Raw genomic sequence first — 25,203 nt, 5'->3', positions numbered from 1 at the left:
CACCTCCTGAAAGACATTCGAAATCAACAAATGATTCACAACTTAAAATAGTTTAGCATGAAGGGTAGCAAAAAGCAACATAAAAAGCTTTGGAATTCCGCGCAGCGGTTTGTATAAACGGGGGCTTTCTCTCGCACACTATCAGCAATATGCAAAAGGAGGCTGAACTAAGAATGGAACTGGATCTTCAGCTGTATTCGGTACGTACGGACTTGGCGGTGGAAGCGAAGGAAATGGCAGAGCGGCACGCCAATGCGCCGATCCCCGGTGTCAATGAGGAAGTGGAAGAAGCAGATGGCATCAAGGTCACAAGACTTGCTGTAGCAGATCTTGCCGGTTCTCAGGCGATTGGACGGGCTGTCGGCAATTATGTGACCCTGGAGGTGCCTGGACTGCGTGGCGGGGACACCGGCCTGCAGCAGAAGGTCTCTATAGTGTTTGCCCGGGAATTCGAACACTTCCTGGATAAAATCGGTATTGACCGCGATTCCAAGATCCTTATCGTGGGACTCGGCAACTGGAATGTGACGCCTGACTCGCTAGGTCCGTTGGTCGTTGAGAATTCGCTGATTACCCGCCAGTTCTATGAGCTGGTACCCGACCAGATCTCGCCGGGTTACCGGAATGTCAGCGCAATCGCTCCCGGAGTGCTTGGTCTGACGGGGATTGAATCCAGCGAAGTCGTGCAGGGGATTGTGGACCGCACCAGCCCGGATGTCATTATAGCCATTGATGCGCTGGCCTCCCGTTCATTGGAGAGAATCAACACGACCATTCAGATTGCCGATATCGGCATTCACCCCGGCTCAGGGATCGGGAACAAGCGCAGGGGGCTGACCAAAGAAGTGCTTGGCGTTCCCTGCATCGCCATCGGTGTCCCTACAGTCTGCTATGCCTCCACCATCGTCAATAATGTGCTGGAGATGATGCGGACCCATTTCGGGCAGATGGCTGACGGCGGCGCCCATACCAAAGAGATTATGGGGCTGCTTGACGATATCTCCGAGCAGGAGCGTCTTGCACTTGTGAAGGAAGTACTTGAGCCGCTGGGCCATGATCTGATTGTTACCCCCAAAGAGATCGATGAATTCATTGAGGAGATCGCGAACATTGTGGCGAGCGGACTGAATGCTGCGCTGCATGAAGCGGTAGATCCGGGCAATGTCGGAGCTTACACTCACTGATCTTGTCGCTTATTCCCGGCCCGCACCGTCTGCCGCAAGGCAGAGCCGGTTGCGGGCTTCTTGGCATGTGTTGTCCCTTAGATTCTCTATCTATGTTCCCTGCTATCTCTCATTCTGTGGTTCTAGCATAACCCTTCTGCTCATAGATTTGGAGTATGAGAGATTACAGAGGGCTTAGAGGAGGACATAACAATCATGAACAGAAAATGGTTTCAGCTATGGAATATAGGGCGGCTGCGCGGACGGCTGATGGATATTCTGTCGCTGGGAAGGACGATGCTGCTGCTGGCCGGAGGTTCACTTGTGCTATTCATGCTGCTCGGAGCCGGCGGATTGGCCGGACAGAAGCTGAACTCCTCGCCTATTCCTTCCATGAAAGGCCTCGCCGCATCGCTCTCCAGCGGATTCTTCATGGAGCTGCTGGGCATGGAGGTTCCGCATCTGCCGAAGGGCGAGGAGCCTTCGGCCTTCTCCGGAGACAAGGTGACCTCCTTCGTATTCCGGCTGCTTACTAGTGTCGATCCCGGTGATCCCAAGAGCCTGGTCTCGCGTGAGATGCCCGGACTTGCTGCCGATGATCCCTTCCTGCTGCGGCAAGGCTCAGGAGGGAGTACAGGGGCGCCAGCGGATTATCATCCCGGAGGAGATGAGCTGGCTGCCGGGGAAGAGCCGGGAACAGGAGATGATCCGGGAACCCTGCCGGATTCAGGAACCGGTACAGAGGCTGGCAATGGCCATGACAGCCCGGGAGAAGGTGCGGTGCAGCCTGAGGCTTCGCCAGTTCCAGACCCGGCTGGTACGGAGGGAGACGAGGGCTACTCCGGGAGCGGAGATGCCGAGAACGGAACGGGAGATACCGGGGTCAAGCGTATTCTGGTCTACCATTCTCATCCCCGAGAGGCGTATAATCCGCTGCTTGGCGCACAGAGCGACAATCCCAGCTCGGCTGTTCCTTCCAAGAATGTGATGCTGGTAGGCTCCTATATTGCCAAGAGACTGGAAGAACGCGGGATCGGGACGATCCATGCCAAGGAGGACTATGCTACAGAGGTGCCGGGCTACAACTGGAACTTCTCCTATAAATATTCACGTATGACGGTGAAATCGGCCATGGCCTCTAATCAGGAGATGAGTGAGCTGATCGACATCCACCGCGATTCCCAGCGGCACGGCAAGACCACGGCTGTCATTAACGGGAAAAATTATGCCCAGGTATATTTCATTTTGGGTCATGCGAATAAGAATTGGAAACAAAACGAGGCCTTCGCCAATAAAATCCATCAGTTACTGGAGAAAAATTATCCTGGAATTTCACGCGGCATATGGGGGAAATCATCCGGAAACGGGAATAATGGGGAGTATAACCAGACGTTGTCCCCGAACAGTGTACTGATCGAGGTAGGCGGTATTGACAACAGCGCCGATGAGCTGAAGCGGACCGCAGAACTTCTGGCAGATGCGATTGCCGATGTGTATTGGAGCAGCCGGGATGCAGAGAAGGCGGCCGCACCTGATCAGGGCGGTGTTCCGTCCGGAGACGCGAAGACACCGGCAGGCGGGGCTTCCTGAAGCGATTATAGTTGAAAAGGAGCGGAGCATATGACACGGTTCGGTAAAAAGCTGGTGGTAGTCGGAATATGGGCGGGCGTGGGGCTGCTGGTCGGCCTGCAGTTCGGCGGCAGTGGCGGTTCGGGATTCTCCGGCATACTGCCGGACTGGAGCAAGCCTGCCGGGAGCAGTGTGGCCGGCAGGCAGCTTCCGGCCGGTGCGGCCGACACGGCGGGGACTGCATACGTTCCGGCTGCCGGTAAGGCTCCTGGCGGGCAGGCTTATGTGTATGTCCCCGTGACTATTGATCCTGTAACGGGTGCCTACACTGCGCTGCCGGTGCAGCAGCCGGTTGCAGGCACACAGGGACAGACGGCTGGCGGCACGGGCAGTCTCCCCCAGCAGGAGGTGAAGGACTACACTGCGCTCAGTCCCGAGCAGATTCTGATCCCGGAGGAGCAGAAGAGGACGGTTGATGTGCTGGCGGATAAGACTGCCGGCCTGCTCCAGCAGGCCTCGCAGAAGGGCATCCGCTGGGTGGTCTCACTCTTCGACTCCACGGAGGAGTGAGCAGGAACGGCCGGGAGTTTCCCGGGCTGGAATGGGGTTCAGGACATAAACGGCTGAGGCTTCTGTACGCCCGCAGCCGTTTTTTTTTGTAATTATTGGGGAAATCAGCCTGTGATTGCAAAGGATCAAGGCGGTTTCTTTCTTTTCCAGCGGCTGGCGGGATTGATGGGCGAAGCCCGTACTGTTATAATGAGTGGATTAACATTAGGCTATTTGTGGGGGTAAGGCATGACGGACGTTCAGAAACGACAACAACAAATTCGCAATTTCTCGATTATTGCACATATAGACCATGGCAAATCGACACTGGCTGACCGCATTCTGGAGTATACGGGTGCGCTTACTACGCGTGAGATGCAGGAGCAGGTTCTGGATCAGATGGACCTGGAGCGTGAGCGCGGCATCACCATCAAGCTGCAGGCCGTACGCCTGACGTACCGTGCCGATGACGGACAGGATTATTATCTGAATCTGATTGATACACCAGGGCATGTCGACTTCACCTATGAGGTATCCCGCAGTCTCGCGGCCTGTGAAGGCGCACTGCTGGTAGTGGATGCGGCGCAGGGGATTGAGGCCCAGACGCTGGCTAACGTGTATCTGGCGCTCGACAACAATCTGGAGATTCTTCCGGTACTCAACAAAATCGATCTTCCTAATGCTGACGCCGAACGCGTGAAGCAGGAGATCGAAGATGTCATCGGGCTGGATGCCAGTGAAGCCGTGCTGGCTTCCGCCAAGGCAGGCATCGGCATCAAGGAGATTCTGGAGCAGGTCGTGAAGCAGGTTCCGGCGCCGACAGGCAGCTCGGAGGAACCGCTTAAGGCGCTGATCTTCGACTCCCATTATGACCCTTATAAGGGCGTTATCGTCTATGTTCGTGTAATGGACGGCAGCATTCGTGCCGGTTCCAAGATTAAGATGATGGCCACCGACAAAACCTTCGAGGTGATCGAGGTTGGTGCCTTCATGCCGCGCATGACTATCGTGCCTGAGCTGAACATCGGCGATGTCGGCTTCATTGTGGCCGGAATCAAGCACGTAGGCGACACCCGTGTCGGGGATACGGTGACGGATGCCAAGCATCCGACCGCTGAGCCGCTGCCGGGCTACCGCCGGATTAATCCGATGGTCTACTGCGGTCTCTATCCGATTGAGACTTCGGATTATAATGATCTTCGTGAAGCGCTGGAGAAGCTGCAATTGAATGATGCTTCCCTTAGCTTCGAGCCGGAAAGCTCCAGTGCCCTGGGCTTCGGCTTCCGTTGCGGCTTCCTGGGACTGCTGCACATGGAGATTATTCAGGAGCGGATCGAGCGCGAGTTCAATCTGCCGCTGATTACTACGGCGCCGAGCGTTATTTACCGCATTAAGCTGACGAACGGAGAGACCATTCAGATCGACAATCCGTCACATTACCCGGAGATCGGGACGATTGACTTCATAGAAGAACCGTATGTCAAAGCTGGAATCATTGTACCTAACGACTTCGTGGGTACTGTAATGGAGCTATGCCAGAACAAACGCGGTGAATTCGTCAATATGGAGTATCTGGATACCAACCGGGTAACAATTACGTATGAGATTCCGCTGTCCGAGATCGTCTACGACTTCTTCGACCAGCTGAAATCCGGCACGAAGGGTTATGCGTCCTATGATTACGAGATTTCCGGTTACCGCCAGTCCAACCTGGTCAAGATGGATATCCTGCTGAATAATGAGCAGGTCGATGCATTGTCCTTCATCGTTCACCGTGACCGCGCGTATAACCGCGGCCGGGTCATCTGTGAGAAGCTGCGCGGCATCATCCCGCGCCAGATGTTCGAGGTGCCGATCCAGGCCTCCGTCGGCACAAAGGTGGTCGCACGCGAGACCGTTAAGGCGATGCGCAAGAACGTACTCGCCAAATGCTACGGCGGCGATATCTCGCGTAAGCGGAAGCTGCTGGAGAAGCAGAAGGAAGGGAAGAAGCGCATGAAGCAGGTCGGCAGCGTCGAGGTGCCGCAGGAAGCGTTCATGGCCGTGCTTCAGATTGAGTAGCAGGATATAAAGCTCCGAGGAGCTTTTCGGTTTATCGCAGAAACGGGTGCCGTCCTACGCAGGGCGGTACAGCCGTTTCTTCTTGCTTTTCAGCAGCAGGTGCTGTTGCAGGCCTGTATATTAATAGAACAAAGGAGACAGCTAATGAACACAGCTACGAACACTGCACACCATGGCCGTCCCCCTGAGGCCGTATATATTCACATCCCGTTTTGCACCAATAAATGCTTCTACTGCGATTTCAATTCTTATGTGCTGAAGGACCAGCCGGTGATGGATTATCTCCATGCGCTTGACCGCGAGATGGAACTGACCGTGCAGCAGACACCTCCGGGTGTGATCAAGACGATTTTTGTCGGCGGGGGTACGCCAACGGTGCTCAAGCCTGACGAGATGGCTTATTTCCTGCAATCGGTCCGCAGGCATTTCCCGCAGTGGGATGAGCATATTGAATTCTCCATGGAAGCTAATCCCGGTACAACCGATATCGATAAGCTCAGGGTCATGAAGGAAGGCGGCGTCAACCGGGTCAGCTTCGGGGTGCAGGCGTTCCAGAATGAGCTGCTGAGCGGAATCGGCCGGATTCATGATGTGAATGACGTATACCGCAGTCTGGAGAATGCCCGTGCGGTCGGGCTGGATAACCTGTCTCTGGATCTGATGTTCGGCTTGCCGAACCAGACCGTCGATATGCTCAGAGAGAGCATCGACAAGGCACTGGCGCTGGAGCTTCCGCATTATTCCATCTACAGCCTGAAGGTGGAGGAGAATACGCTGTTCCACACTCTGTTCAACAAGAACAAGCTCCCGCTGCCGAATGAGGAGGATGAGCTGGCGATGTATCTGCTGCTCATGTCTACGATGGAGGCCGCCGGGTATACGCAGTATGAGATCAGCAACTTTGCCAAGCCGGGCATGGAGAGCCGGCACAATATAACCTATTGGCGCAATGAGGATTATTATGGTCTGGGCGCAGGGGCGCACGGGTATGTGGGCCGGCAGCGGCACATGAATATCAAGGGTGTGAACCCGTATAACGAGGCTTCGCGCAGCGGACTGCCGCGTCTGGACAGCTTTGAGGTCTCCGAGCAGGAGGCGATGGAGGATTTCATGATGGTCGGCCTGCGGATGCGCGAAGGGATATCGGATGCGGCATTCCGCTCGCAATTCGGGAAGCCGCTGGAGGCTGTTTTTGACGCACCGCTGCATAAAATGCTGAAGGCCGGGCTACTGGAGCAATCCGGGGACACCTACCGCCTGAGCAAGCAGGGAATCCTGTTCGGCAACGATGTTTTCGGAGAATTTGTCGGTGCCCTGACAGAGGTTTAATTTTGAAATACCCCTTGAATTGTAATTCACCATATTGTATATTTATTCATATTAACAACAAGGGGTGAGTCAAGGTGCTTGTCAAAACGGATCATTTCCAAAAGACCTCTCCAGCAGGAGAACAAGTGATATGCAGAAATGCTACGGTGGAGGATGTAGAGCCGTTGTATCTGATGATAGAGGAGTATGCCAGGCAGGGGATTATGCTGCCCCGTTCCAGGCAAGCACTGACCCGCCAGATTGACCAGTTCGTGATCGCTGAGATTGGAGGCGAATTTGTCGGCTGCGGTTCCTTATTCCGGCTCGGAAGTGATCTTGTTGAGGTCCGGTCGATTGGCCTGAATGATGCAGGCAAGGGCAAGGGTGTAGGCTCGATGATTCTGGAGAAGCTGGTGGAAGAAGCAAGACGTCAGCAAATCCCGAAGATTATGGCGCTGACCTACGCCGTAGACTTCTTCCTCAAGAACGGCTTCGATGTGGTGGAGAAGGAGATTTTCCCCGAGAAGGTCTGGACCGATTGTGTGAACTGCAAAAAGCAGCATGCCTGCGATGAGATCGCCGTGCTGAAGAGACTGGACTAATCCGGCGGGCCATAGCCCCCGGTAAACTATATAATAAGAAACCACTGTTCTCCCGGGAAGCTGAGCTTTCTGGGCGACAGTGGTTTTTTGCGGATCAAAGGAGCACCGCAGGAGATTAAGCATAAGGTATTTATCAAGACATGGGCGAGGAATGTACGAGCAGATTAAAGTGTATAGATAAGCTTACGCTGCTGCTCTACCAGTTTGGCAATGTTCCAAAATATTGCTTTGACTGAAATAGGCGCAATCAAGTTGCTGAACTCACTTGACAATGCCGAGGTCCATTTGGTATTTTTGTATTAGTGGTTAGCACTCATCTCGTTAGAGTGCTAACGAATCGGAGCCACAGCCAGGTAGGAGGGAATAACATGTTAACTGAACGCCAGCGAATGATACTGAATGCCATTGTCGATGACTATATTTCTTCCGCTGAGCCGGTGGGCTCGCGCAGTATCTCGAAACGCGGGGACGTGGGCTACAGTCCGGCCACGATCCGCAACGAAATGGCCGATCTGGAGGATCTGGGTTATCTGGAACAACCTCATACGTCGGCAGGGAGAATCCCGTCCCATAAAGGCTACCGCTATTATGTGGATCATCTGGTACCGTGGAATTCCGCCGAAACGGCTGAACTGGGCACGATCCGCGCTTTTTTCGCCGAGAAGCTGAATGCTACAGAGCAGGTTATCCAACATGCGGCAATGATCCTCTCCAATATGACGAATTATACTTCCATCCTGCTGGGACCGGAGGTTTTTCATACTTCATTGCGCCATTTCCAGCTGCTCCCGCTCGATGACAAGACCGCTGTGGCGATTATCGTTACCAGCACCGGGCAGGTAGAGAACAGAACCGTGAGTCTTCCTCCGGAGATCTCTGTGTCCGAGATGGAGAAGGTCGTGAATCTGCTGAACAGCAAGCTGGTCAATGTACCGCTCTATAAGCTGAAGAGTCAGCTCTATTCCGAGCTGGGCGAAGAAATGCAGCGCCACATCTCCCACTATGAAGAATTAATGCAGGTGCTGGATAAGGCGCTTGAAAGCGACCAAGATCAGCGGATTTACCTAAGCGGGGCCACGAATATGCTAACCCAGCCGGAGTTCAAGGACGTCGACAAGGTCAAGACGATTCTTGATCTGCTGGAGGAGACCCCGACCCTGCTTGAAATGCTGAATCCCGCTGCGGGCGGGACAGGAATGCAGGTGCGCATCGGGACAGAGAATAAGCATGAGGCTTTTGCCAACTGCAGTCTGATTACCGCTACCTATTCACTCGACGGCAAGCCGCTGGGAAGCATCGGCATCCTGGGTCCGACCCGTATGGAGTACGCGCGTGTAATGGGCATTCTGGGTATTCTGTCCCGGGATTTGACAGCGATGCTGGCACACTGGTATAAGTGAACAGAGTGTATTAGTTCATCGTGAATGATATTAAGGAGGTGAAGACAACTTGAAAGAGGAAGAGGTTCAGGAAATGAATGAGAAGAATGATCCCTCGGTGAATGATAATCACGCGGCTGAAGAGGCTGATGCCACAGCAGATAGCGGCGCATTCACGGCTGAAGAGGCCGGCGAGGCGGCTTCAGGCAATGAGGAATACAGAAAGCTGCAGGAGCTTGCAGATGAACATCAGGCGCGCACGTTGCGTGTGCAGGCTGATTTCGATAACTTCCGCCGCCGGACCCAGAAAGAAAAAGAAGAGCTGGCCCAGTATGCAACATCCAAGCTTGTAACCGAACTGCTTCCGGTCATGGATAACTTTGAACGCGCACTGGCAACTCCTGCCGCAGGTGCAGATGCTGAAGCATTCATCAAAGGCGTGAATATGATTTTCCGCCAGCTGGAGGGAGTGCTTAAGTCTGAAGGACTTACAGCTATGGAGGTCGTAGGACAGCCGTTTAACCCTGAATATCACCAGGCGATCATGCAGGTGGAGAGCGAGGAGTACGAGGAAGGCATCGTGACGGAAGAGGTCCAGAAGGGCTATCTCCTGAAGGATAAGGTTCTTCGTCCGGCCATGGTCAAAGTCAGCATGTAGTTCTGTTCTATATAAGATAAGCAGGCATAGATGGAAATAAGGTTCCACAATAATATAAATGGCTGAAGCCCCGGGCTTCACATTATCTCTGAGGAGGCACATTACAGTGAGTAAAGTTATCGGTATTGACTTAGGAACCACGAACTCTTGCGTTGCCGTTATGGAAGGCGGCGAAGCCGTTGTTATCCCGAATCCGGAAGGCGCGCGTACAACCCCATCGGTTGTAGGCTTCAAGAAAGACGGCGAACGCATCGTCGGCGAAACAGCGAAACGCCAGGCCATTACGAACCCTGACCGTACCATCGCTTCCATCAAGCGCCACATGGGCACGAACCACAAAGAAAGCATTGACGGCAAAGACTATTCTGCACAGGAAATCTCGGCGATGATTCTTCAGAAGCTGAAATCCGATGCGGAAGCGTATCTGGGCCAGACTGTAACCCAGGCGGTAATTACAGTTCCGGCTTATTTCAATGACAGTCAGCGTCAGGCTACCAAGGATGCGGGCAAGATTGCCGGCCTCGAAGTGCTGCGTATTGTCAACGAGCCAACGGCAGCCGCTCTCGCATACGGTCTGGAGAAGTCCGAAGATCAGACGATTCTGGTCTATGACCTTGGCGGCGGTACGTTCGACGTATCGATTCTGGAGCTGGGCGACGGCTTCTTCGAGGTAAAAGCAACCAGCGGTGACAACCGTCTGGGCGGTGACGATTTTGACCAACTGGTTATGGATTATCTCGTAGCTGAATTCAAGAAAGAGCAAGGCATTGACCTGAGCAAGGACAAGGCGGCTGTTCAACGTCTGAAGGATGCTGCAGAAAAAGCAAAGAAAGAACTGTCCGGCGTACTGACCACTACCGTTTCGCTTCCGTTCATCACGGTTGTTGACGGAGTGCCTCAGCACTTGGAGATCAACCTGACCCGTGCCAAGTTCGACGAACTGACGGCAAGCCTGGTTGAGCGTACACTCGGACCTACCCGTCAAGCGCTTAGCGATGCCGGCATGACACCTGCGGATCTGAACAGAATCGTTCTGGTCGGCGGCTCGACCCGTATTCCTGCCGTACAGGATGCAATCAAGAAGCTTACCGGCAAAGATCCTCACAAAGGCGTTAACCCGGATGAAGTGGTAGCCCTGGGTGCTGCTGTTCAAGCGGGCGTTCTGACTGGCGATGTAAAAGACGTAGTCTTGCTGGACGTTACTCCGCTGTCCCTCGGTATCGAAACTGCAGGCGGCGTATTCACGAAGATGATCGAGCGCAATACTACGATCCCTACAAGCAAATCGCAGGTATTCTCTACTTTTGCTGACAACCAGCCAAGCGTCGAAATCCACGTATTGCAGGGTGAGCGCCAGATGGCGAACGGCAACAAAACGCTGGGACGCTTCATGTTGAACGAGATTCCGCCGGCACCGCGCGGCGTACCGCAGATCGAAGTTACCTTCGACATCGATGCCAACGGTATCGTTAATGTCTCTGCTACAGATAAAGGCACGAACAAGAGCCAGAAGATCACCATCACTTCTTCCAGCGGCCTCAGCGACGCCGAAGTGGAACAGATGATGAAGGATGCCGAGCTGCACGCTGAGGAAGACCGCAAGCGTAAAGAACTGGTCGAAGCCAAAAACGGTGCTGACCAGCTCGTATACTCCACAGACAAAGTAATCAAGGATCTGGGCGACAAGGTAGATGCTTCCGAGATCGACAAGGCCAATGAAGCCAAGGACAAACTGAAGGCTGCACTGGAGACCGACAACCTGGAAGAAATCAATGCCGCTACAGAGGCGCTGAATGAGATCGTACAGCAATTGTCCGTGAAGCTGTATGAGCAGGCTGCCCAAGAACAGCAAGGCGCTGAAGCGGGTCAGGGTGCTGCTGAAGGCAATGCCAAGAAAGACAACGTGGTAGATGCCGATTATGAAGTGGTTGACGATGAGAAGAATCAAGGGTAACCTTAGACGATACGTTTAATTTTGGTGAGAGGGGAAGGTCAAGACCGGGGCATCCCGTGTTTTGGCTTTCCTTTTACCATGTATACAGGGGAAATTGACGATGTACGGAGGTGAAGGCAGTGGCAGATAAACGTGATTATTATGAGGTGCTCGGCCTCGGCAGAGATGCTTCAGAAGATGAAGTGAAGAAGGCCTACCGCAAGCTGGCGCGCCAGTATCATCCCGATGTGAATAAAGCGAGCGACGCCGAAGAGAAGTTCAAAGAGGTCAAGGAAGCCTATGACGTCCTCAGTGACGGGCAGCAGCGGGCGCGTTATGACCAATACGGGCATATTGACCCTAATCAGGGAATGGGCGGCGGCTTCGGCGGCGGCGGCGGAGATTTCGGCGGTCTTGGCGATATCTTCGATATGTTCTTCGGCGGCGGCGGACGCCGTGATCCGAATGCACCGCAGCGCGGCGGCGACTTGCAGTATACGATGACCATTGAGTTCAAGGAAGCGGTGTTCGGCAAAGAGACCGATATTACTATTCCGCGCACGGAGACCTGCGATACCTGCTTCGGCTCCGGGGCTAAGCCGGGTACCAAGCCGGAGACCTGTTCCGTCTGCCATGGCAGCGGGCAGCAGGAATTCGTGCAGAATACACCGCTTGGACAGATGCGTAACCGCCGCCCCTGTTCCCATTGCAGCGGCACAGGCAAAATCATCAAAGAGAAATGCACCACCTGCGCAGGGCAGGGCAAGGTCAAGAGACAGCGCAAGATCCATGTGCGTATCCCTGCCGGTGTCGATGACGGCGCGCAGCTGCGCATGACCGGTGAAGGCGAAGGCGGCACACGCGGCGGCCCGGCCGGAGATCTGTACATTGTAATCCGTGTGAAGAATCATGATTTCTTCGAGCGCGAGAACAACGACATTATGTGCGAGGTTCCCTTGACGTTCGCTCAGGCGGCACTCGGTGACGAGATTGAGATCCCAACGCTGACCGAAAAGGTGAAGCTCAAGATCCCGGCAGGCACCCAGACCGGTACCTTCTTCCGCCTCAAAGGCAAAGGGGTTCCGCATCTTCGCGGCAACGGCGTCGGTGACCAGCATGTCCGCGTCATCGTAGTCACGCCTAGCAAGCTCAGCGATGAGCAGAAGGACCTGCTCCGCCAGTTCGCCTCCTACAACGGAGAGAACACGCATGAGCAGGAGCAGTCGTTCTTCGACCGCGTGAAGCGGGCGTTCCGGGGAGACTGATTTTTAAGGCATACTATACAACATGAGCAAGCCCCCAATCTTGTAAAAGAGATTGGGGGCTTGCTTTTTGAAACTGAAGAATGGAAGCTTTTTTATAATAATATTCTTAATAACCTACTTCTACGCTAACAGTTGGGTAAGGTTTTCCGTCTAAATCATATGCCGTTAATTTTACATAGTAACCACCAGGCAAAAAACCAAAGTCATTGAAGTAACCCCAACTAGTCTTTGATTTATCTACAGTCTTAGTTAAATTAAAAGAATTGGATTCAATTGAGACTATATATTTTGAAATGCCTTGAGCTGGTTTATCCCATGCAACAGATACATAATTGTTTCCATTGCTTTTTACATGGAAATTATTTGGTACTTGCAATGGAGTCGGAGTTGGAGTAGGTGTTGGTCCTTTTGTAGGTGATGGAGTAGGAACTGGTGTAGGCGAAGGAGTAGGAACTGGTGTAGGCGATGGAGTAGGCGATGGAGTAGGAACTGGTGTAGGTGATGGCGTAGGAACTGGTGTAGGAACTGGTGTAGGTGATGGAGTAGGGTCTGGTGTAGGAAATGAAGTGGGGAATGGTGTCGGTGCTGGTGTAGGAAATGAGGTCGGCATCGTTGATGGCATTGCAGACGGCATAGGAGAAACTGTACTTTTAAGCATTTTAGTAACTGTTGATCCACTGGCATCAATGGATTGTGTGGTAGATAAAAGTGCAATACTTAAAATTGCAATAATCTTTTTTTTCATTCAGATTTCATCTCCTGTAATATAGTTTGAATTTTATTGATATTTTTATCTTCTATACCTTTCTTTGGATATTATATTTCAGTATTTTACAAATGGCTATATCTTTTTTTGCTTTTTAAAATATTTTTGATTCGACAAAATACCACCATTTCAAAAAAATGGATTTTCGATTAATATAGTTCTAGAATCATCTGTTTTCAAAAATATATGCTGTAACTTTAAAGTAAAGGAGAGCGAGATCTATAACTAAAAATAAATTATAAAGTTCAGGCATTCTCTCCTTGATTTAGCAACTAACACTTATATTAAGGAGGCAGGGTGCTTTTTGTTGTGTTGTGATAAGTAATAGGTCTGTGACAATATTTATTATATTTAACACTTCTATATGAGGAGAATAATATTATGAAAAAAAGAATAATTTTGATTGTAAGTATTGCTCTATTCTTAACATCTCAAATCATATATGCTGCTCAAAAATCTGAAATTTTGCAATATGATACTTCAAACAAGTTAGTTAAGAGAACCTACACATATGACTCAGGAACAAGATATGAAATTACTTATAATTATGATTACAACGGAAATTTAATTAGCAGTAGAGGTGCTAAATTTACTCCACCACCTGCACCGACTGGCCCACCCACTACACCTTCACCAACAGTTCCACCCGCAACACCAACACCAACTATTCCCTCGCCTAAGAATTTCAAAATTAAATCGTATGGAACTAACAGTGTAACTGTGATTTGGGATGCACCTCCTGCTAGTGTAGGAGTTGCTAAGTACAATATTAGTATTGTTTCTTCAGAATTAAATATAACTAAGGAACTGGCTGCAACTAAAACGTCGTGGACTTACATCAATGAATACCAACTTCTACCAAAAAAGTGTACAGTTAAACTAATTGCTTATACAGCTTCCGGTATTGCTTCTGAACCATTGGAGCTAGACGTTGGCTTCTAAAGCATCAAAGAGATAGCACCAAAAATCACAAAGTTTTCAGCAACCAAATGAGCAAAAGTTCGCAGTGCCTTTATCATTACGATAAATTTCATGGAGGAGTTACATTGAAAAAAAATTCGCTAATCAGAAAAATATTATTAGTTATTCTTTGTCTAGCAATTGTATACCCAAATTTAACGATCAAAGCAGAAGGCAAAAATGAATTAAAAGGATCTAATGTAATTCTAAGTTCGACAAAGAATGCAGCTCTAACTCTAAAACCGTCTCCTTCCTCGCAACCACAACTAGAACCCTCCACTACCTTTTCACCGGAACATAGGGATAATTCAAGTGTAAGTAGTAAAACGTTGAAAGCAACAGAATCTGCTCCTCCTGTATTTACCTCCGCAGCAGAAGATGTTTATAGCACAGGAATAAAGGATACTATTAGTATCCTGAAGTCATTGTCTTTAAAAAAGCAAGGAACTGCATCATTTTCACCTTTTTCAGCAAAAGCTTCAGGACTATTCTCAACTGAAATCTCAAAAAGAGAAATTGAAAAATTGGCACTCTCAGGTGCGTCTATTGAAGATATTTATTGGGTTAATCTGTTACTTCAAGATTTTCCATCAAAAACAGCAAGTGATTTATGGGAACTAAAAAAAGGGAAGGATTCTTGGCAGCAGATTTGGGATGATATAAAAGGTGAATCTACAGAAAACAATAAATCAGTAGATGACAGTGTTTACTCTGATGTCCGCTCAACAGCATTATTTGAAAATAATACTACTGTAAGCAAGAGGGTTTATAGTGATTTACAATTTAGTGAAGACAAAAGTCTTATGCAAATTAGTTCTTTGGATGCAAATGTTAATAGTGTTTTTAGTGGCCTTATTACTCAGCAACAAATTAACCAAACGGGTAAGCAGCAGTATTCAGATCATAGTGGTAACAGTGAACTTATTGACCCGGCATCAGGAGCTTTAACATGGAAGGAAACAGATATCAGCCTACCTGGACGAGATGGACTCGACCTTAATGTAGGTGTGATGTATAATTCCAATCAGTCTTTTGCTTATATGAGAAACTATGAAAGCAGTGGCTGGATAAAAAAGTATAACTATCTCAATTCACGTTATGATCTAGGGATCGGTTGGTCCCTTCAGTTTCCTTCCGTTCAATTAGCAGATGGTTACAAATACTATCATGATGGACAAGGAGCCATTTACCAAATAGATCTTGATTCTTATTATGGCCAACAAAGTTATTCACATTTGGTAGGATATCAGGGTAAGAAAATTCGATTTATGAAGGATGAATCAGGTACCTTTACCAATGGCCAAACCTCATCAAGTTATTATCTCGAATATTTAGATAAGAAACGTGAATACTTTGATAGTGATGGTTTGTTGTTGGGTATTATAGATAACTTTGGAAATAAAATTGTATTTCAGTATGTAGAACGTGCTGTATATGATGGAGCAAACCATAAGGTAATTTCATTAATCACAGATAGTATAGGGAGAACCGTTAACTTTAATTATGAAAATAACTTAAATACTACAGGGAGTTTTCCAGGAGAAAAAATTATTGTTACGGTTAATACGAATAGTGTAGAATCTCAGCGGGTTGTTTATACCAAAACTAGATCTTCACTTACCTTCAACGGAAATCCTGATGGGTATGCTCCTGTTTTATGGAAAACTACGGATCAAGTTGGACAAGATACCCTTTTTGATTATGACAGTAGTACTCCTGGGAAGTTTAACTATGTAACTAAAATCAGTGATGCTAACGCAGGTTATAATAGTTACAACAGATTAACAAAAGTTTCCTATCCGTCATCTTATACTAAATATAGTTATGATCTTGTTAATCGAAATCTGGGGTCTAGTGGAATTGGACAAGAGTACAGAGTAACATCAAGGCAAGATGTTCTCTCAAACAAATATAATGAAATTAAGTATTCATACTCTGGAGATTATATGGGTGATACTGATCCTTATAACCCCAAACCATTTGATGCCTCATATACTTTTTCATCGACAAGTACAGTGCAAAGTACAACCAGTACAAATGAATTAACAACAATAACAACATTTAATGGAATTCAACAATTACTTTCAACCGCCACTCAGGCGGCTAATAGAGAACGTAAAGTCGTAACTAATATTGCTTTTGACCCCGTTCTAACTCATTATCCCACGCAAACTCGTACATCAGAATATGGAGTAAGTGATTCAGATGATACAGCGAATCAGACATATACTGAAACTTCATACACTGAGTGGGGAGAAGTTAAATCTCAGACTCAATCTTTATTACCAAGTCAATTTAATGATTCTAATATTAAGCGGTACTATACAACAAATTTTACCTATGAGCCTACTTTTCATTTCCTTGAATCGAAATCCTGGTACCAGAATGAAGGAGATAGCAGTCCTGCTACTGAGCGTTACGAATATAATTCTACAGGCCGTATAAGCAATTTCATAAATGCTATAAACGAAGAAACTAGATACACATACAGTTATGCAGTTGGCACTAACTCGATTGAACAGATGATGATGGAAAAGTTAGTTCGTATCAATAGTGATCCTTTGAGAAAATATAAAACTGTTTCAAAAACAGTTTTGAATTACGGACAAGAAGTTAAATATGCTTTTCCAACGGAACAGCAACAGTGGATCAATATTGGACAATCAAATCAGCAAATAATAAAAAGCAAGCTTGGTTATGACTTTGGGACAGGAAAACTAATTAGCCAAAGCGATGAAAAGGGTAGTACAACTCAATATAAATATGACAAAGCAGGAAGACTAATCAAAGTACAAAACCCTAACTATACAAATATTAGTGGTGAAGCCTATAGTGAAGTTGAAGATTTGAGTTATGAATATGTGGTTCCAGGTCTTGATAATACAAATTATGGAATGAAAACATTAAATGTGCGATCCACAAAGACATTAACTAAAAATGCTGATGGCAGTGCGATGAAAACTTATGAGAGTTCTTATTACAATGGGTTAGGTTTAATGTTATTGCAAGAGAACTGGGATGAATATCAAGGAAAATGGGTACAGACCCAATATCATTATGATGACCTTATGCGTCCAATATATATGATCGATGCTGTTGGAAATACAATAACAGCAAGTTATGATGCTTGGGGGAAACAGAATCTATCAACAGACGCATATGGAAAGCGTTATGAGACAATATATAACCTGAAATCACGCAATAGCGTGAGTTATATGCAATCAGCATCATCTAGTACAGAAAAGTTCAACTACCTTTCTCAAAATTATGATTATAAAGGTAATATCATTTCAATTATGACCTATAAGGATTGGCCAAGTCAGAGTAACCCTATTAAAGAGTCTTACCGTTATGATATCCAAGGTAATATAGTTGCATATACTGACCCTAATAATAATCTTAATGCGGATGGAGTAACTACAAGCTACAGCTATGATCCACTTAACCGTTTGATCTCAATAAAAGATGCTCTTAATCAAACCACCTTTTATACTTACGATGGAAATGGAAAAGTTACCAACGTTACCATTAAAGCAGGAAATGGATTGACAGAGAATGTTAGTGATAAAATATACAATGAGCTTGGAGTAATAAAAGAAAAAATCGATGGGTCCTCTTCTCAAAGTGAAAGGATAGAATATAGTAATTTGGGACTACCCAAAGTTAAAGTTGATCGAAAAGGGACAATATTTAATTATAATTACGACGAACGGAATCGTTTAACATCTGAGCTCATAAGTGGTCAGCAAAATGAAAGTGAAGAGACCAAGTATATATTTAGTGATGGGCGAACAAATCAGAATACTATTCTTCACTATACTAATGGCATCCAAACAGCATTTCAAAATGAAATAGTAGATAGTATGGGACGTAAGAGAGGTTATTACACTGTAGCAGGTGAGCACAGCGCTTATATATTAAATCAAAAGGATGCTACAGGAAGATTAACTCAAATTAATGATTATTTTTTGAATTTTTATACAAACTACCAATACGATAAACAGCGTATTAGTAAAATCCAGACAAATGGTAATCAAGCTATTAACAGTTCAAGTTCTGCTAATGTTGTGTACAATTATTTTCCAAACGGATTAGTGCAATCAATCATATTTCCAACATTGACTGACAATACGACCTTGAAGACGGAATATACGTATAATAAGGCCTTAAATTGGGTTGAAAGTCTGACTAATAAAAAAGGAGATCAGATTTTATCTGAATTTCAGTACACGTATGATAATAACGGCAATGTTATTTCAATAACGGAAACGAAATCTGATGGGACGAAACAAACTAGCAATTATTCGTATGATGCATTAAATCGACTAAGTGCATCAAATCGTAATGGATCATCTAATAAAGTGATCTATACCTATGATTTAAAGGGAAACCGCAAAACGTTAGAGGCAAATGATGAGATAGAGAAGGAATATACAGATTCCAGCCATGTTTACAATCTCCAAAATGTCTTAACTTCGGTAACAAAGGGAACCAGCAAAACTGACTATTATTATTATGCCGATGGTTTAAGATATAAGAAAGTAAATGGGAATAATGAGACACAGTATAATTATAATTTCAATACTGAAGTCATTACCGAAGAAAAAAATAATGGAGAGCAAGCTAATTATGTTCGTGGAGACCGTGTACTCGTTAAGAAAGAGAAGAAAGACAACAATTACTTAAAGGACTATTATTATCTTTATAACGGTCATGGCGATGTTATACAGATTGTGGATACCAGTGGTACGATTGTTAACAGTTATTCATATGATGAATGGGGAAACATTAGCAACCAATTTGAAAGAATCTCCAATCCATTTAAATACACTGGAGAAATATATGATGAAGAGACTGGATATTACTATTTAAGGGCAAGGTATTATGATCCTAGTATAGGGCGATTTTTGAATGAGGATACGTATGAAGGGCAAATTGATAATCCGCTTAGTATGAATTTCTATACGTATGTGGAAAATAATCCTCTGAATTTTACAGATCCTAGTGGTCACTACAAAAAATCAGATGACCCAGCATTAAGAGCTCTTGTTAAGCCTTTTGAAGACAACTATAACAAAGCCAAAGCTAGTGGAGATAAAAATGGAATGGTAGAGGCCGAAAAAGCAGCAGATGCTGTACGGGTTTCTTACTACGTATGTGATGCGAACAGTTTTTGTGGTTCAAGAGCCAATCTTCCTAGCGATATTAAGTATAGATATGACACTTATGATATGTATTTGGAAGGGAAATACGGAAATGCTCATGAAGTTTCTATCTTTGAAGATCCTATAGCTTTTGTTGTCTTTACTGTAGCTACAGATGGTATTTATGCCTTTTCCAGAGGTGGACCAATGGTAGCTCAGGCAGGGCAAAAATTTTATCATGTCACTTCAAAGGAGGCTGCAAGTGATATAATAAAAAGCGGACTTTTATCAGGTTCAAAACAAGAAGCAGGGCAAGTTTTTGTTTGGACCACCAAGCCAACGTTAGCTCAAGCAAGAAATTCCGGCGCGCGTTCCTTAGAAACAGTAGTTGAATTTGAGATACCAGCTGGCGCACTCAGTATTGATAGAACAGTCGCTGAAAATTTACAGAGATTTGCTAGGGCGACCAGAGGACCACTAAAAGTTATAAATGTTAAGGAGGTCCCTTTTAAATAATGAAGAATTTATCCATTCTTGATCTTGAAGATGTATCAATCTCTTGCAAACCAACGATGTTAAATTTTGAATCGAAGAAAGACAGTTTAAAACATTTTTCCTATCGCTTTACGTCTGGTAAGACTTATGCAATAGAGAATAACATTGGCGAAGGAGGGTGGGCCTTATCTTACCTGTTGTCAGGAAGGGAGCAAAGGTACAGCGGGGATATTATAATTGATGGAAACAAAATAGAAAGGGATAAATTGAACATATACGGATGGTATGTTGGAGAAGGTATTCAATCAAAAGTTCCCTTATATAAAAAAAGTTTGACTGTGCGTGAGCAATTAGAGTTAGGTACCTCTAAACGACATGGCGTTAAAGATCTGATAGATGCTTTTGAGCTTGCTCCTTCACGCTTGGATCGAGAGATCAAGCACATAAGTAACGAACGCTGGAACGCCTCTATTGCAATTGGACTTGCTCATGAGAAGCAGGTGTTTTGTTTTCCTTGGTTGAATGATATGTGGAAGGAGGCATTAATAGCAAGATTAGCGCATTGTTCAAAATTATTAAAGCAATATAATTGTATTTTTTTGATTCCAGTACAAAGTTTGACTAATATAGAAAGTTGCATTGATGAAGTTGTATACTTGAAAAAGAAATAAAAAATCTCCTGTAGATGATCTCAAAAAACAAACTAAAGCCCCTCTGCTTCCTGACTAGGAAACGAAGGGGCTTTAGTTTTACTTTCTCTTTACTTGGTGTTTTTAGAGGAGTTGGTTCTTCTACTCGATCAATCCGCTCTTGCTCAGCAATTCATAGAGTGCAGCGGCTGCTGTCTCACGGGTTGCCGGAGCTGTTGGATTGAAGGCAATTCCTGATTCGCTGGCGAAGATGCCGGCTTTGGTCAGGGCTTGCAGGCTGTCCTTGGCATAAGGGGCAACCTTAGCGCTGTCAGAGTAGGTAGTGAACGAAGGATTAGCAACAGCCTTCAGTTCAGTGCCTGTCAGTTTCACTGCTCTGTCCAGAATGACAGCGAGCTCCTGACGGGTTACCTTCTGGGTTGGGGCAAATTTGCCATTGCCGATACCCAAGATTAGACCGGCCTTGGAGGCTGCGGCGACATCCTTGGCGTACCAGTCCGTTGATTTCACATCGGAGAAGGTCACGCTGGCGTCAGTACGCAGACCCAGTGCACGGGTCAACAGTGCTGTGAACTCAGCGCGGGTCAGGTTGCTCTGCGGCGCAAAGGTTGTTGCCGAGGTTCCCTGGATAATCAGCTTGTCGGCCAAGGTCTGGATGGCAACAGCTGATTTGGAATTAGCGATGTCGGTGAAGGCTGCTGCCGGTTTGCTGACTGCTGCATACACGGAGAAGCCAGGACGGCTTACGGTCACAAGGGTTGTTCCATCGGCTTGTGGTGTGAAGACCGAAGCAACCGGAGTCACCAGTCCGTCTTTTTCAAACAGGACGCCTGCAGTCTTCGATTCAATCTTGCCTGGTACAGTAAAGGTGCGCTTGATGAACACGTTGGTTGGAACGTTCAAGTAAGTGCTGCCTGTAGCTGTAGTCCATGAAGCTTCATAGGATACCGGAGTTCCGATGACCTTGGCACCCGGAGTACCTGCAATCAGCTTGCTGGCCGCATCCGGCTCTTGCTTGATTACTAGCTTCAAGCTCTGGCCTGCAGGGTAAGCCGCAAGCAAGGATACCGGCAAGGATACAGCAGATCCGGCGATGTTTACAATAACACTGCTGCCTGCTTGAGCACCAGCCAGCAATTTCAACTGTTCTGCCGTCAGGCTCAGCTCGGCTGTCTTGTCTGCGATACTGCTGACAGAGATCACAACGGCTGTCTTGGCAGCAGCAGCTTTAGCCAGAGCGGCCTTCAGATCGCTGTCACTGACGGTAACTGTCGTTACACCATCTTTCGATGCAGTTAGAGGTGTTACCGTTACCTGTTGAACCCCTTCTTCAACAAGAGACTTTACAGGACCTGGAACTACCACGGGTGTAGGCGTTACTACAGGTGTTACTACTCCGCCACCTTTACCGCCGCCATTGTTTCCACTGTCAGAGACAGTGATAAAGCGGAATGAGGTATAGGTACTGTAATATTCATCATTATTGTAGTCAATCTTGATTGGTGTTTTGGTGTTGTCCTCTGCGGTAATGCCGAGAACCTCAAGCTTGTATACGCCATCGGTCAGGCTGGCTACTGCCGGGTTGCCGCTGGCATCCAGGATTGGATCACCGTTGTGGTCATATGGGTGATAAGTGGATGATATAACCGTGCTGTAGTTCCCTGGCTCAAAGAACTTATCCGGCGTACCGGTTGTGGATACCTGGAAGGAGCCTTTTTTTACATCATCAAGGCCAATCAGATTCACTTCATAGTAGTTAATATCTTTTGCCTTCAATTTGTAGTTCAGCACTGCACTTGAATTGGTGTAGACGATTGGCTGGCTCAGTGTAGCTTCCTGAATGCCTGTGCCCCAGCTAGGCTGTTCTGTAGTCTTATCTACATTGATTGCAAACGGCAAGTGAAGTGTTGGCTGTCCGTCTGCTTTCAGTACGATATTACCTTGCAGCATTTGCGGCTCGGTATCAGCAGCAACGGTGACCTTCAGGTTGAACGTGGAGGCACCTTTTGCAGCAGCAGTTACTGATGATTTATCGAGAACCGCAGATACCTTGGGGTCACCATAGTTCCATTCCACGGAGGCGGAGTAGGTGAGCGAGCTATCACTCATATTCTTCAACTGCATGACTTTCGCAGCTTCAGAACCTGGCAGCAATGTGCCAAAGCTTGTGGACGGATTGTAGTTGATCACATTCTGGGAGACAAAGTTCTTGTCCAGAATGGAGATTGGCTCAATCGCTTGCAGCAGTGCCGGTGTGTTGATGGCATTTTCTACATTGGCGCGTCCAGGGCCTTGACGATAAAAGTCTTCAGGCTCATCTTTGTAGAAGACAGGATCTGCCGTGTTCGCCAGAGCTGCACGAATGTCAAATGGCGTATAGTCTGGGTGTTTCTGTTTGATTAACAGCGCCAAGCCTGCTACATGCGGTGTGGCCATACTTGTACCGCTGAGGCGAGCATAGGCCTTAGAATAATCAGTGTCGGAATGGCCTTTGCCATAAGCAGGGTAAGTGGACAATACTCCGTCGCCAGGAGCAACAATGTCCGGCTTGATGCTTAGATTACCGTCAAAGTTTGGCCCCAGTGAGGAGAAGTCGGTGATTGCATTTCCTAGCGTCATTTCTACCGGGTAGTCCGGGTCAAAAATAAAGGTGGCAGTTTTTTCGTCTGTGGCATCGATAGCCCGTGCCAATTGACGTCCGAATGTACCTTGAATATCAAGTGTTGGAACATTCTGATATCCGTCGCCGAAATTGAAGCCCATAAAGCCATCTCGGCTAAGGCCATCTTGGCCTTTGACGTGATCATCAAGGTTTGGAACTTTGATGTCATCAATCGTTTTGGAATCACCATTGAATATGGCAAGTGCTTTTACATTACGGGCTTTGGCATTGGCAATCTTGACATCAAAGGTCAGATCACCACGCGACACCAGAACTATGGTATCACTAAGATCGCCAGCAGGGTAATCCTCAGGTTTTCCTAATTTAGCATAGGCGACCTTGACAGGACCTGTACCAAAAATGTTAGCAAAATCAGATTTGCCTAGCTCATAAGCCATAACATGGAACGGTTGGTAGGTGTCATAAGTCACCGAAGTGACTGAGTTCGGGATTTGTGCCCGGAATTCGCCCGAGAACGCCTGAAGAGGGCTATTAACAGCACCTACCGAGATTCCCAGCTGAGATGCAGCAGGGGAACCCATGGAGAAATAACCTTTTTTTCCGTTATTCCCATTCGCAATGACAGCAGTTACTCCAGAGAGTACGGCATTATTAATCGCGATGGAATCAGGAGAGTTGACATCCTTCTCGGAATCGGAGCCGAGCGACAGGTTGATGACATCCATGCCGTCCTTCACCGCACGTTCAATCCCGTCAATGACTTGAGCGGAAGATCCGGAGGAAGTGTCCGGTTTGTCAAGATTGCGCCCTAATACTTTATAGACATACAGGTCAGCCCCGGGAGCAACACCCTTCTGAGCCACATCACCCTTAGCTGCATACTGACCGATGATGGTTCCGGCTACATGCGTACCATGGTAAGTTCCCGCATAGCCTACACCATATTCGGTATCTTCTTCCGGAGTCAGCGGAACTTCTTCATAGGGATCATTGTCCTGATAGAAGGAGTCATAGCCGCCCTTATAAGCCGCAGCAATATCCGGGTGCGTGTAGTCTACACCGGTATCGATTACACCGACCTTCAGTCCGGCTCCGGTAAGGCCTTGGTCTGCTGCCCAGTCGGCATGAATCTGCTTCAGGGGAGCATTGTCGTTTCTGTAAGTCACTTCGGTCACGGTCTGGTCAGGGAGCGCATACCAGGTGCTGTTCGGATAAATGGAAGACACCCCGGAGATCTTCGCCAGCTCAGGAATTTTGTCAGCCGGAACGGTGACTTCAAAGCCGTTCAGAATCGTGTCGTACTTGTAATTGACGGTGAGGTCAATCTTCTTGGCTTCAGCCTTATCAAGTACTTCCTCCTGCTGGCTGTTCACCGCAGCTTCAGTAGCTGTATTAGCGAGCGCTGTAATTCCTTGTCTGGCCGCATACTTGCCGACGGCGGCAGGCTGACCGCTGAGTTGAACGATAACCCTGACAAGATTCGAGGATTTGGTATTAATCTGTGGAGAAATATAAGGCTGATTCGCTTCATTCAAGGCTGGAAAATGAGTGCCTGATACGGGTGCCTTCAAGCTGCTGGCGGCGAATGCCGCACCCGGAATCATACTTGCAGCCACACCCAATGATAAAGTTAGTAATGATAGCTTACGAGGTAATTTTGTCCACTCCAAATGTAATCCCCTCCACAATATGATGTTGTTCTGGCTTACATCTCTCCTGCTACAGACAGTAGACGGATTCTCCTTTTCTATTAATCCGGTTTATTTCCGTCAAGATTACTAGGAAAAATATTAAGAAGATTTTACCACTGGTTATTTGTAAAATCCACACAAAATTTAAGAGTTTTGATAATGTTTTCATTTTACGTGGAATGTTATGTTACACCTTAGGGGTTTTTAATCTGCTGAACAAATTTAAAAAGACAAAAAATTACAAAATAACAGACAATAAAACAAAATTCGTCATAAATACTGACATCCATGCTAAGCGGAAACCAAAATAGAAAGATCTATGTCTGACTTTCTGATTTCGCCATTTAAAGGAATCTCCAGAGAGGAGATGTATAAATACCTGTCCGG

15 protein-coding genes are annotated in these 25,203 nt (G+C 47.1%); 13 read left to right on the top strand and 2 right to left on the bottom strand.

All coding sequences use genetic code 11. The features are described from left to right. Positions 1 to 173 precede the first annotated feature (173 nt). From gpr to dnaJ, 10 genes are all read left to right on the top strand, one after another. Positions 174 to 1,184 (top strand): GPR endopeptidase, encoded by a 1,011-nt coding sequence (gene gpr / locus MHH28_RS14605; RefSeq protein WP_405116062.1) that lies wholly within the window; start codon positions 174 to 176, stop codon positions 1,182 to 1,184. Between the two features lie 195 nt (positions 1,185 to 1,379). Further along, the gene (locus tag MHH28_RS14600; RefSeq protein ID WP_405116060.1) at positions 1,380 to 2,753 is read left to right on the top strand and encodes a stage II sporulation protein P; all 1,374 of its coding nucleotides are present in this window, start codon (positions 1,380 to 1,382) and stop codon (positions 2,751 to 2,753) included. A 30-nt stretch (positions 2,754 to 2,783) separates the two neighbouring features. Beyond that, positions 2,784 to 3,302, top strand: a complete 519-nt coding sequence (locus MHH28_RS14595) for a hypothetical protein (RefSeq protein ID WP_405116058.1) — start codon at positions 2,784 to 2,786, stop codon at positions 3,300 to 3,302. Positions 3,303 to 3,530: 228 nt separating this feature from the next. Then, a complete protein-coding gene (gene lepA / locus MHH28_RS14590) occupies positions 3,531 to 5,342 on the top strand; it encodes a translation elongation factor 4 (protein WP_405116056.1) in 1,812 nt (603 codons plus the stop codon). Between the two features lie 144 nt (positions 5,343 to 5,486). After that, on the top strand, positions 5,487 to 6,671 hold the full coding sequence (gene hemW, locus MHH28_RS14585; protein ID WP_405116054.1) for a radical SAM family heme chaperone HemW: 1,185 nt from the start codon (positions 5,487 to 5,489) through the stop codon (positions 6,669 to 6,671). Positions 6,672 to 6,796: 125 nt separating this feature from the next. Continuing rightward, a complete protein-coding gene (locus MHH28_RS14580; RefSeq protein WP_405116052.1) occupies positions 6,797 to 7,252 on the top strand; it encodes an N-acetyltransferase in 456 nt (151 codons plus the stop codon). A gap of 368 nt (positions 7,253 to 7,620) precedes the next feature. Further along, positions 7,621 to 8,652 carry a heat-inducible transcriptional repressor HrcA gene (hrcA, locus tag MHH28_RS14575; RefSeq protein ID WP_405116050.1) on the top strand — a complete coding sequence of 344 codons (1,032 nt, stop codon included), beginning with the start codon at positions 7,621 to 7,623 and terminating at the stop codon, positions 8,650 to 8,652. A gap of 49 nt (positions 8,653 to 8,701) precedes the next feature. Next, complete coding sequence (grpE, locus tag MHH28_RS14570; RefSeq protein WP_405116048.1) at positions 8,702 to 9,289, top strand: nucleotide exchange factor GrpE; 588 nt, start codon at positions 8,702 to 8,704, stop codon at positions 9,287 to 9,289. A gap of 106 nt (positions 9,290 to 9,395) precedes the next feature. Next, positions 9,396 to 11,243 (top strand): molecular chaperone DnaK, encoded by a 1,848-nt coding sequence (gene dnaK / locus MHH28_RS14565; protein WP_405116046.1) that lies wholly within the window; start codon positions 9,396 to 9,398, stop codon positions 11,241 to 11,243. Between the two features lie 119 nt (positions 11,244 to 11,362). Further along, positions 11,363 to 12,487 (top strand): molecular chaperone DnaJ, encoded by a 1,125-nt coding sequence (gene dnaJ, locus MHH28_RS14560; protein ID WP_405116044.1) that lies wholly within the window; start codon positions 11,363 to 11,365, stop codon positions 12,485 to 12,487. A 106-nt stretch (positions 12,488 to 12,593) separates the two neighbouring features. On the opposite strand, the gene MHH28_RS14555 is transcribed toward dnaJ, so the two are convergent. After that, entirely contained in the window at positions 12,594 to 13,232 is a 639-nt protein-coding gene (locus MHH28_RS14555; protein WP_405116042.1) for a fibronectin type III domain-containing protein, read from the bottom strand. 402 nt (positions 13,233 to 13,634) lie between these two features. Between MHH28_RS14555 and MHH28_RS14550 the strand changes: the two genes are divergently transcribed. The 3 genes from MHH28_RS14550 (at position 13,635) to MHH28_RS14540 (ending at position 20,523) form a co-directional block, all read left to right on the top strand. Then, positions 13,635 to 14,195 carry a hypothetical protein gene (locus MHH28_RS14550; RefSeq protein ID WP_405116040.1) on the top strand — a complete coding sequence of 187 codons (561 nt, stop codon included), beginning with the start codon at positions 13,635 to 13,637 and terminating at the stop codon, positions 14,193 to 14,195. A gap of 104 nt (positions 14,196 to 14,299) precedes the next feature. Beyond that, positions 14,300 to 19,873 (top strand): RHS repeat-associated core domain-containing protein, encoded by a 5,574-nt coding sequence (locus MHH28_RS14545; protein ID WP_405116038.1) that lies wholly within the window; start codon positions 14,300 to 14,302, stop codon positions 19,871 to 19,873. After that, on the top strand, positions 19,873 to 20,523 hold the full coding sequence (locus tag MHH28_RS14540; protein ID WP_405116037.1) for a hypothetical protein: 651 nt from the start codon (positions 19,873 to 19,875) through the stop codon (positions 20,521 to 20,523). Before MHH28_RS14545 ends, MHH28_RS14540 begins: the two co-directional genes overlap by 1 nt. A gap of 120 nt (positions 20,524 to 20,643) precedes the next feature. Here the strand turns inward: MHH28_RS14540 and MHH28_RS14535 are convergent, their stop codons facing one another. Then, complete coding sequence (locus MHH28_RS14535; RefSeq protein WP_405116035.1) at positions 20,644 to 24,729, bottom strand: S8 family serine peptidase; 4,086 nt, start codon at positions 24,727 to 24,729, stop codon at positions 20,644 to 20,646. Between the last annotated feature and the right edge of the window lie 474 nt (positions 24,730 to 25,203).

The organism is Paenibacillus sp. FSL K6-1217, assembly GCF_045040735.1.
Classification (GTDB): Bacteria; Bacillota; Bacilli; order Paenibacillales; family Paenibacillaceae; genus Paenibacillus_AQ.
This window is presented reverse-complemented; position numbering and strand designations above follow the sequence as displayed.

Coding starts and splice junctions, on each gene's coding strand:
- gpr (WP_405116062.1), top strand. CDS start 174: ATGGAACTGGATCTTCAGCTGTATTCGGTACGTACGGACTTGGCGGTG.
- MHH28_RS14600 (WP_405116060.1), top strand. CDS start 1,380: ATGAACAGAAAATGGTTTCAGCTATGGAATATAGGGCGGCTGCGCGGA.
- MHH28_RS14595 (WP_405116058.1), top strand. CDS start 2,784: ATGACACGGTTCGGTAAAAAGCTGGTGGTAGTCGGAATATGGGCGGGC.
- lepA (WP_405116056.1), top strand. CDS start 3,531: ATGACGGACGTTCAGAAACGACAACAACAAATTCGCAATTTCTCGATT.
- hemW (WP_405116054.1), top strand. CDS start 5,487: ATGAACACAGCTACGAACACTGCACACCATGGCCGTCCCCCTGAGGCC.
- hrcA (WP_405116050.1), top strand. CDS start 7,621: ATGTTAACTGAACGCCAGCGAATGATACTGAATGCCATTGTCGATGAC.
- MHH28_RS14555 (WP_405116042.1), bottom strand. CDS start 13,232: ATGAAAAAAAAGATTATTGCAATTTTAAGTATTGCACTTTTATCTACC.
- MHH28_RS14550 (WP_405116040.1), top strand. CDS start 13,635: ATGAAAAAAAGAATAATTTTGATTGTAAGTATTGCTCTATTCTTAACA.
- MHH28_RS14540 (WP_405116037.1), top strand. CDS start 19,873: ATGAAGAATTTATCCATTCTTGATCTTGAAGATGTATCAATCTCTTGC.
- MHH28_RS14535 (WP_405116035.1), bottom strand. CDS start 24,729: ATGATTCCGGGTGCGGCATTCGCCGCCAGCAGCTTGAAGGCACCCGTA.